The 9,455-nt window shown below is 67.8% G+C and carries 11 protein-coding genes and 1 rRNA gene; 3 read left to right on the top strand and 9 right to left on the bottom strand.

All coding sequences use genetic code 11. The annotated features are described in order from the left end of the window. Positions 1–87: ribosomal RNA gene (gene rrf / locus ACZ5ZX_RS31195) — 5S ribosomal RNA — on the top strand; the annotation flags it as partial. Between the two features lie 218 nt (positions 88–305). Here rrf and ACZ5ZX_RS31190 read toward each other — a convergent pair. From ACZ5ZX_RS31190 to ACZ5ZX_RS31160, 7 genes are all read right to left on the bottom strand, one after another. After that, positions 306–1,070, bottom strand: a complete 765-nt coding sequence (locus ACZ5ZX_RS31190) for an SIR2 family NAD-dependent protein deacylase (protein ID WP_465505549.1) — start codon at positions 1,068–1,070, stop codon at positions 306–308. A 15-nt stretch (positions 1,071–1,085) separates the two neighbouring features. Then, entirely contained in the window at positions 1,086–2,285 is a 1,200-nt protein-coding gene (locus ACZ5ZX_RS31185; protein WP_465505548.1) for a L,D-transpeptidase, read from the bottom strand. Between the two features lie 116 nt (positions 2,286–2,401). Beyond that, on the bottom strand, positions 2,402–3,268 hold the full coding sequence (locus ACZ5ZX_RS31180; protein WP_465505547.1) for a patatin-like phospholipase family protein: 867 nt from the start codon (positions 3,266–3,268) through the stop codon (positions 2,402–2,404). A gap of 9 nt (positions 3,269–3,277) precedes the next feature. Beyond that, positions 3,278–3,940 (bottom strand): DedA family protein, encoded by a 663-nt coding sequence (locus tag ACZ5ZX_RS31175; RefSeq protein ID WP_465505546.1) that lies wholly within the window; start codon positions 3,938–3,940, stop codon positions 3,278–3,280. A gap of 60 nt (positions 3,941–4,000) precedes the next feature. Beyond that, entirely contained in the window at positions 4,001–5,002 is a 1,002-nt protein-coding gene (gene lipA / locus ACZ5ZX_RS31170) for a lipoyl synthase (protein ID WP_465505545.1), read from the bottom strand. A gap of 37 nt (positions 5,003–5,039) precedes the next feature. After that, positions 5,040–5,996 (bottom strand): oxidoreductase, encoded by a 957-nt coding sequence (locus ACZ5ZX_RS31165; RefSeq protein ID WP_465505544.1) that lies wholly within the window; start codon positions 5,994–5,996, stop codon positions 5,040–5,042. A gap of 42 nt (positions 5,997–6,038) precedes the next feature. Beyond that, entirely contained in the window at positions 6,039–6,569 is a 531-nt protein-coding gene (locus ACZ5ZX_RS31160; protein WP_465505543.1) for a hypothetical protein, read from the bottom strand. Positions 6,570–6,701: 132 nt separating this feature from the next. Here ACZ5ZX_RS31160 and ACZ5ZX_RS31155 point away from each other — a divergent pair, with 132 nt between their 5' ends. Both ACZ5ZX_RS31155 and ACZ5ZX_RS31150 read left to right on the top strand, forming a co-directional pair. Further along, positions 6,702–7,319, top strand: a complete 618-nt coding sequence (locus ACZ5ZX_RS31155; RefSeq protein WP_465505542.1) for a TetR/AcrR family transcriptional regulator — start codon at positions 6,702–6,704, stop codon at positions 7,317–7,319. A gap of 25 nt (positions 7,320–7,344) precedes the next feature. Continuing rightward, positions 7,345–8,280 (top strand): LLM class F420-dependent oxidoreductase, encoded by a 936-nt coding sequence (locus tag ACZ5ZX_RS31150; RefSeq protein WP_465505541.1) that lies wholly within the window; start codon positions 7,345–7,347, stop codon positions 8,278–8,280. Positions 8,281–8,347: 67 nt separating this feature from the next. On the opposite strand, the gene ACZ5ZX_RS31145 is transcribed toward ACZ5ZX_RS31150, so the two are convergent. Next, positions 8,348–8,644 (bottom strand): hypothetical protein, encoded by a 297-nt coding sequence (locus ACZ5ZX_RS31145; RefSeq protein WP_400848934.1) that lies wholly within the window; start codon positions 8,642–8,644, stop codon positions 8,348–8,350. 60 nt (positions 8,645–8,704) lie between these two features. Further along, positions 8,705–9,448: a lipoyl(octanoyl) transferase LipB gene (gene lipB / locus ACZ5ZX_RS31140; RefSeq protein ID WP_465505540.1), complete on the bottom strand. Its 744-nt coding sequence runs from the start codon at positions 9,446–9,448 to the stop codon at positions 8,705–8,707. Positions 9,449–9,455 lie beyond the last annotated feature (7 nt).

Here is a 9,455-nt window from a genome sequence, read left to right as displayed (position 1 = left end):
GGTCCCATTCCGAACCCGGAAGCTAAGCCTGACAGCGCCGATGGTACTGCAACCGAAGGGTTGTGGGAGAGTAGGACACCGCCGGACTAACATTAAAAGAAGGACAAGGGTCCAGGATCTGGTCGAGAACCTCGAGTTCTCCCAGGACCTGGACCCTTTCCTCATACCCGGACCCCACCACACCCGTGATCAGATGGCGAACACGCGTGATTGACCGGAGAACACGCGTGATCAGACGGAGAACACGATGATCTCCAGCCCATCACGCGAGTTCTCCGGCCGATCACACGAGATACCGGGGTTGGTCAGGGAGTGAGGGCCGGGAGGGTTGTGCCGAGGGGGCCGCGGACGACGGCGGAGGCCATGGAGTCGTAGGGCGTCTCGGAGCCGTTGCAGATCACCACCGCGGCGCCAGTCCGCGAAGCGACACTCACCAGTGAGGCGGCCGGCTGCACGCTCAGCGAGGACCCGGCCACCAGCAGGAGATCGCTCTCGGAGACGGCGGCGCGCGCGGCTCGGAGCAGGTTCTGGTCCAGGTGCTGGCCGAACGAGATCGTGGCGGACTTCAGGATGCCACCGCACACCAGACAGGGCGGATCGGTCTCGCCCGCTCGCACACGTTCGAGCGTCGAGCGCATGTCCCGGAGGTCGTCACAGGACAGGCAGACGGACTCGAACATCGTCCCGTGCAGTTCCAGCACCCGCTCCGGTGCGGAGCCCGCCTTCTGGTGCAGCCGATCGATGTTCTGGGTGACGATATGCGTCAGGGTTCCGGCCTCCTCCAGCCGCACCAGAGCGCGATGCGCGGCATTCGGCTCGGCGTGCCAGCCCGGGTGGACCAGCCGCGCCTGCCAGGTGCGCTCGCGGACCTCTCTGCTGCCCTGATACGCCTGGAGGTTCGACATCTTCTCCGCGGCCGGATCGCGGGTCCACAGGCCCTGTGGGCCGCGGAAGTCGGGGATTCCCGAGTCCGTGGAGATCCCGGCGCCGGTGAGTGCGACGACCCGGCCGGCGCCGGCCACGAGTGAGCGGGCCCTGCTCAGCTCGGCATCGGGGTCGGTGGTGGTCACCGGCCCATCATGCCCTTATTTGACGGCGCTGCCCGCCTGCCAGTCCGCCCACGACTTCGACCAGTCGCCGTAGAGGTCCCAGACCGGCAGCTGCGGGCCACCGGAGTTGGTCACCTCGACGACGTCACCGAGGCCCATGTTCTGGTAGAACCACTGGGCGTTGGCGGCGTTGAGGTTGATGCAGCCGTGCGAAACGTTCGAGCTGCCCTGCGCGCCGACGCTGTTCGGGTTCTCGTGGACGAACTCGCCGTCATTGGAGATCCGCAGCGACCACTTCTCGTTCGACTTGTAATACCCCGGCTGGCCCTGGCAGACGCCGTAAGTGCACGAGTCCATCACGTAATTCTCGTGTTTGTCCGAAATGACGTGCGCGCCCAAATGTGTCGGCGTCGCGTCCTTGCCCATGGAAATGGGCATCGATTTCGCCAGCTGGCCGTTGTGGAAGATCTGCATCTGCTCGGTGTTGCCGTCGGCCTTGGCGACCCAGGAATCGTGCACCTTGTAGGTCTCGGTGCGGTCGGTCGCGCCGTAGACGCCATTGCCGAAATCGACGCCGTAGATCATCGCGGACACTTTCAGCGTCGTCCCCGGCTGCCAGTAGACCTTGGGCCGGTAATGGACGTTCTTGTCGTCGATCCAGTACCAGGAGCCCTCCTGTTTCGGCGTGGACTCCACCGACAGCTTCTTCTCCACCTCGGCCTTGTTCTTCACGGGCTGGCCGAAAGCGAACACGATCGGCTGTCCGACGCCGACGCCACCCGAGGTGACCGCGGCGGGTGCCGGGATGAGGTTCGGGTTCGCCTGCTGCTTCGGGCTCAGTGTGGAGACCCTGGTCTGCTGCTCGACCGGTTTTCCGTTGGTGCCTTGGGCGTGTGCCACGATCTTGTAGGTGCTGCCGTAGCCGAGCGGTTCGGTGGTCTTCCAGCTGAGCCCGTCGCCCGCCAGTTCCCCCTTCACCTGCTTGCCCTTGTCGGCATTGGTGACGGTGACGTCGGTCAGTTTGCCGTGCTCGGCCTTGACGACCACCGGCGTCGCCGGATTGACGTCCGTACCGCCCGCCGGCTCGATGGTCACCGAAACCGCGCTTTCGTCCGATTCGGCACTGGTGCCCGTCGAATTCGTGGTGCCCGTTTCGCCCGAAGACGAGCACGCGGAGATCAACAACACCGAGGCGAGTATTCCGGCCGTCGAAAGTAATGTCTTCTTGGGAAACATATGGGTCTCTCTTGAATGTATTCAGTACGTCGCTCGGTCAGCGGAAAGTTCTCTTTCAAAACTACGCGACGAAGAAGACGTGATCGATGCCGGATGGTTCTATCGAGTGGCGCTTGTCACGCCACGACGAGACCGGGTGCCCCATAAAGACCAGGGCCATCGACGCTTAATTCACCCAAATAGGTCTTCGCGGCTTCATAGGCCTCGGCGGTCAATGTGGTGGTGTGGCTGAAGTCCAGCGGACTGACGCGCACCGGTTTCGGCCCCGGCACGTACACCACGGGGACCTCGGCGGCGGCGATCGGCGCCTCCAGCACGGCCTGGTTCCGCATGCTGATCATCGCGGTGAACATCATCACCTCGGCGAAGGTCTGCGGGGTGCCGGGCATCTTCCCGGGGAAGGCGCAGTCGAGGACCACGAGTGACTTCGCGCCCATCGCGAGCGCTTGGCGCATCGGCACGTTCGCGACGAGGCCGCCGTCGTAGAGCATGCGGCCTTCGAACGACACCGGCGGATAGATCCCCGGGATCGCGCAGCTGGCGAGCAGCGGCGCCAGGACGGGGCCGGATCGGATCAGCAGCGGCTCGGCGGTGTCGACGTCCGTCGCGATCACGCCCAGCGGCAGCGCGAGATCCTCGAACCGGACGCCCTCGCCGATGTGCTCGTCGACGATCGCGGCCAATCCGGTGTTGGGGAAGAGGTTGGTCTTGCTGTGCCGCAGGGTCCGTACCTGACTGAGCACGCCGCCGGGGAAAGCCTCGTGCCGCGTCATCCGCGACCAGATCCGCCGCAGCCGGTCGCCCGACTCGTCCCCGAGCGCGAGGACGGCGGCGTTCAGCGAGCCCACCGAGGTGCCGACGACGAGGTCGGGAGCGACGCCGGCCTCCGAGAGCGCCTGGAGCATCCCGACCTGCATGGCACCCAGGCTCCCGCCGCCACCGAGGACGAAACCGATGGGCTGGGGCAGGTTCAGGGCGCTCATGCCCGGAATCTAGTCGCCCGCGCCGACCTTCGCCGGAGTGGCTTCTTCGGCTGTGACGCCGAGCGCCTTCTTTTTCTTGTAGCGAAGCAGGAAGAACACGGCGACGCCGACGAGTACGGCGACGATGATCAGGCCGCCGGTGTTGAGCGCGCCTTCGACCTTCTTCGCGGCTTCACCGAGGGCGGCGCCGATGCCGATGTGGATGGCCGACCAGCACGCCGCCCCGGCCGCGGCCGCGGGCAGGAACTTGCGGAACGGCAGACCCGAGGTTCCGGACGCCGCCGGGGTCAGCGTGCGGATCACCGGGAGGAACCGCGCGAAGAACACCGCCCACGCGCCGCGCCGTTCGAGCACGCCGGTCGCCTTGTCCCAGGCGTCGAGGCCGTATTTGCGGATCAGCTTGGTCTCACGCAGACGCGGCCCGAACCGCTTGCCGATCGCGTAGCCGAGCGAATCGCCGAGTGCGGCGCAGACCGTCACGATCGCCCACAAGGTCAGGAAGCGGGAGACGGACGTCGCTGTCGTGGCCGCGATCAGCAGCCCTGATTCGCCGGGCGCGATGAAGCCGAGCCCGATGGTGCATTCGGCGAACACCAGTCCGCCGGTCGCCGCGACCAGTCCCGGTTCGGGAAGTCCCTGCAGCCAGTTGAGAAGATCCGTTACCAACGCCACCAGGTCACTTTACTGATTCGTGACCTGGTGGGTGGCGATGTCGCGGATAGGTGACCGGGGTCACCGCGCCAGCAGCGAGCTGGCTTCCTGAGCGGCTGGTCCTTCGGCGGCGAGGTGCGCCAGGTTCTCCGACAGCGCTTCGCCGCGATGGGCCTTGGTCTGGGCGAACAAACGTCCGGCACGGTACGACGACCGCACCAGCGGCCCGGCCATGACACCGGCGAAGCCCATCGCTTCGGCGGCGTTGGAGTGCTCGACGAACTCCTCCGGCTTGACCCAGCGGTCCACCGGATGATGCCTGGGCGACGGACGCAGGTACTGGGTGATCGTGAGGATCTCGCAGCCCGCGTCGACCAGGTCCTGCATCGCGGGCGCGACCTCGTCGGGGGTCTCGCCCATGCCGAGGATCAGGTTCGACTTCGTCACCAGACCAGCCTCACGGGCCTTCGTGATGACTTCCAGCGATCGCGCGTACCGAAAGCCCGGGCGGATCCGCTTGAAGATGCGGGGCACCGTCTCGACGTTGTGCGCCAGCACCTCCGGCCGCGACCCGAACACCTCGGCCAGCTGCTCCGGATCCGCGTTGAAGTCCGGGATCAGCAGCTCAACACCCGTGCCGGGGTTCAGCGCGTGAATCTGACGCACCGTCTCCGCGTACAGCCACGCGCCACCGTCTTCGAGGTCGTCACGGGCGACACCGGTGACCGTCGAGTAGCGCAAACCCATGGCCTGCACCGACTCCGCCACCTTGCGCGGCTCAGTCCGATCCAGGGCAGCGGGCTTGCCCGTGTCGATCTGACAGAAGTCACAGCGCCGGGTGCATTGATCGCCACCGATCAGGAAGGTGGCCTCACGGTCTTCCCAGCACTCGTAGATGTTGGGACAGCCCGCTTCCTCGCAGACGGTGTGGAGGCCTTCGCGGCGCACCAGACCTTTCAGCTCGGTGAACTCCGGGCCCATCCGCGCGCGCGTCTTGATCCACGACGGCTTCTTCTCGATGGGAGTCTGGGAATTCCGGACCTCGAGCCGCAACAGCTTGCGGCCATCTGGGGCAGCACTCACACCGCCACCCTACGCCCGGCCCGGCAGTGGTCGCCGCTCACGCGGGGTCGGGGGTGACGCCCGTCAACTTGGTGGTCACGTCCCACAACGCGGCGCCGAGGGATTCGCTCCGGGCGGCGGGAAGAGGCCGCACCTTGACCGGGTTGCCACGCAAGCCACCGAGACCGCGCGGGCCGATGTAGTCGCCGCCGGTCACCTCGGGCGCGGTCGCCGCGTACAGCTGGGGGAGCGTGCCCATCCGGGCGTTCTGCGCGATGAGGACCTCGCCGATCCGGTTGCCCGCGCCGACGAGCGCGCGTACCACGGGGTTGCGGTAGGAACGGGCCATCCCCGAACCGAGGCCGGTCCAGGTGTAGCCGGGGTGGGCCGCCACGCTGACGACGCCTTCGCCCGCGGCACGCAGCCTGCGGTCGAGTTCGAGCGCGAACACCTGGTTCGACAGCTTGGACTGACCGTAGGCCGAACCCGGGTTGTACATGCGGCGTTCGAAGTTCGGGTCCGCGACGTCGATGCGCGCGCCGGTCGCCGCGATGCTCGACACGGTCACCACCCTGGCGCCGGAACCGTTGCGCAGCGACGGCATCAGCAACCAGGTCAGCACGGCGTGCCCGAGATGATTCGTGCCGAACTGGGTCTCGAAGCCGTCCTTGGTGTGGCCACGCGGGGTCGCCATCACGCCGGCGTTGTTGATCAGGAGATCGAGCTTGTTCTCCGACAGTTCCTCGACCCTCTTGACGGCTTCGCGCACCGACGCGAGGTCGGCGAGGTCCAGCCGGACGAGTTCCGGCGCGGCTCCGGTCGCGGCCGCGCGGACCTGCTCCAGTGCCTTGGCGCCGCGTTCCGGCGACCGGCAGCCGAGCAGCACGCGGGCCCCCTTCTCCGCGAGCACCTCGGCCGTTCGCAGGCCGAGTCCGGAGTTCGCCCCCGTGACGAACACGGTCCGGCCGGTCTGATCCGGGATGTCGGCCTCGGTCCAGCGCGTGTGAGCAGCCATGTCGGTCACCTAACTACATCGGCGGGGCCGCCGCCACGGGGGTCACGCGCTGGGCGCGAGCAACCGGAGCAGGTGGCCCATGGGGCTGCGGCGGCGGGCGGGCTTGGCCTGACGGCCGTGCCGGAGCAGGGTGGCGAACGCGCTGCCGACCTTGGTGATCTCCGCGGTCGGCTCGTTCCCGTCGGCCAGCCCCGCGGTGAGCGCGAGGGTGCGCAGTTCGGCTTCGTGCGACGGGAGCAGCGCGGGGCACCGCTCGAGCGCCGCGTCGAGAACCGCGCGGAGGGTTTCGTGCTCGGCCGTGGCACGGTTCCAGGCACGAGTGACGGCGTCGACCCTGTCGAGCGCGAGGTCGTGATCGGCGTAGTCGGGGTCGGCCATTTCGGCGCGAAGGTGTCCGCTGAACACCTGATTCCACTTGTACTGAAGCGCGACCAGAAGCTCGGCTTCGGTCGCGAAGTATTTGGTGGCCCCTGGGATTTCGTCGAGCGAAAGCGGGTCGGACGGGTGGTGACCCGCCTGGCGCAGTGCGGCTTCGAGGATGTCGCGCCGCTGGTAGAAGTCGTTCCAGCTCATGATGAAGGCTCCCCTCCGTGACCCGGTTCATACCGCAGGTTTGCGGCATACTCCCGGTACGGACCTGACAGCAGCCAACATACCATGGGTATGGAGCGGTACCGGCGGCGTAAAGTTGTGAAGGTGGCGACAATGAGGTCAAGGCGGCTGGACTATTCCGAGTCCACCCGATCGGCACTCGTCGAGAGTGCCGTGGAGCTGTTCACCAAACGCGGATACGCGGGCACGTCTCTCGACGAGATCGCCAAACGGGCCCGGGTGACGAAGGGTGCGCTCTACCACCATTTCAGCGGGAAGCAGGCGCTGTTCGAGGCCGCCTTCGACACGGTCGAGAGCCAGGTCTTCGACAGGCTCGAGAAGATCATGCACGGCCCGGAATCGCCTTGGGAACGAGCACTCGCCGGGCTGCGCGGGTTCCTGCAGAGCTGCCTCGACCCGGCGTATCAGCGCATCGCGATCCACGAGGCGCCGGTGGTGATGGGCTGGGAACGCTGGCGAGAGGCCGAGGAGAGGTGCAGTTTCGGCCTGGTCCGCACCGGGATCCAGTCGCTCATCGAGGTCGGCGAGGTCGACGACGTCCCGGTGGACGTCACGGCGCGGCTCCTCTTCGGCGCGCTGTCGAGCGCGGCCATCGAGATCGCTTCTTCGCCGGAGCCGAAGAAGGTCAGCGCCCAGGTCGAGGAGGTCCTGGTGCGGCTGCTCGTCGGGTTCCGCCGCGTTCCGCCCGCTGAGCACGGGAAAGCGAGCTGACGGCACCGTCGCTAGGGTGGCGTTCGTGGACCTCAGGATCTTTACCGAGCCCCAGCAGGGGGCCAGTTACGACGACCTGCTCCGAGTGGCCAAGGCCACCGAGGACGCGGGCTACGACGCCTTCTTCCGCAGCGATCACTACCTCAAGATGGGTTCGGCCTCGGGTCTGCCGGGGCCGACCGACGCGTGGATCACCCTCGCGGGTCTCGCCCGTGAGACCAGCCGTGTGCGACTGGGCACCCTGGTCACCGCCGCGACCTTCCGGCACCCGTCGGTGCTGGCGATCTCGGTCGCCCAGGTGGACCAGATGTCCGGCGGCCGCGTCGAACTCGGCCTCGGTTCGGGCTGGTACGACGACGAACACACCGCCTACGGCCTCGATCTGCCGCCGATCAAGGAGCGCTTCGACCGCTACGCCGAGCAGCTCGCGGTGGTCACCGGGCTGTGGGAGACGCCGGAAGGCGAGACGTTCTCGTTCGACGGCGAGCACTACAAGCTGGTCGACTCGCCGGGTCTGCCGAAGCCCGCCCAGCGGCCGCGGCCGCCGGTGATCATCGGCGGTGGCGGCAAGAAGCGCACCCCGGCGCTCGCCGCGCGCTACGCCGACGAGTTCAACCTGCCGTTCGTGGGACCGGACTTCGCCGCCGAGCAGTTCGGCCGCGTCGAGGACGCCGCCCGCGAGATCGGCAGGGACCCCAAGGAGATCATCCGCTCGGCCGCGCTCGTCGTCGCCGTGGGCCGGAACGACGCCGAGGTCGCGAAGCGCGCCGGCGTGATCGGCCGCGAGGTCGAAGAGCTGCGCGAGAACGGTCTCGCGGGCACTCCGGCGGAGGTCGCCGAGAAGATCGGGCACTGGCGGGAGAAGACCGGGATCACCCGGCTGTACCTGCAGCTGCTGGATCTGTCGGACGTGGACCAGATCGAGCTGATCGCCTCCGAAGTCGCTCCTCAGCTGGACTGACGCTTTGCGCGTGAAGGCCCCCTTCCCTCGGCTCAACCGAGGGAAGGGGGCCTTCACGCGCTGGGGATCACTGGATTTCGACGCCGATGTCCAGGATCTTCGCCGGCCAGCTGATGGTGAGGTGGGACTCCGCCCCGTTGGCGGCCCATTCGCCGAGGGCGTTGCCGCAGACCGGGCTGCAGTTGTACGCGGTGACCCGGTACATGCGGGTGCCGTAAGCCGTACAACTCGCCCAGGCGTACTTCGCCCCGTCGTGCCCGCCGGTGCAGCCAGGCGGCGGAGTGGCCGACGCCGCCGCGGGCAGGCTCACCGACGCGGCGACCGCGATACCGGCCGCCGCCAGAACGCGCGAAAACTTGCGCATGATTCCTCCCAGTACGACCACCGGCCTTTCCAGCGGTCGTACTGGTGATCTTCGCAGACGTCAGTTCTGCAGCGCGAAGGTGACGCCGGGCGCGGACGGCGCTTCGGGGCGCGGCAGCCAGCGTTCGTCGCTCACCGGGAGGTCACCCTCCAGCGCCGCGAGCACCGCTTCGCGCGCCATCGGCAGCACCGACGCCACGGTGACCTCGCGGTCGAGTTCGTAGGAGAGCGACGTCACGCCGGCGTCCCGGATGCCGCACGGGACGATCTTGTCGAAGGCGCCCAGGTCGGGGTTGCAGTTCAGCTCGAAGCCGTGCATGGTCACGCCGCGCTGCACGCGGATGCCGATCGCGGCGATCTTCCGCTCGACGCCGCGGTCGTCGGCCGGGATCCAGACGCCGCTGCGGCCCTCGACCCGGCCGGTGTGCACGCCGAGCTGGTCGCAGACGGTGATCAAGGCCTCTTCGAGACGCCGCACGTAGTGCACGACGTCGATCGGGTCGGCGAGTTTGACGATCGGGTAGCCGACCAGCTGGCCGGGACCGTGCCAGGTGATCTTGCCGCCGCGGTCGACGTCGATCACCGGGGTGCCGTCGGTCGGCCTGTCCTCGGCTTCGGTGCGCTTGCCCGCGGTGTACACCGACGGGTGCTCCAGCAGCAGCATGGTGTCGGGGCCTTCGCCGTCGGCACGGGCGGTCACGTGTCGGCGCTGGAGTTCCCAGGCCTCGGTGTAGTTGATCGTCCCGATCTCACGGACGTCGACGGGCTCGGTGGCGGCACGGCATGACGTGGTCGAAGAGCTCACGTCAGCG

This window comes from Amycolatopsis sp. NPDC033938 (genome assembly GCF_055575975.1).
This window is presented reverse-complemented; position numbering and strand designations above follow the sequence as displayed.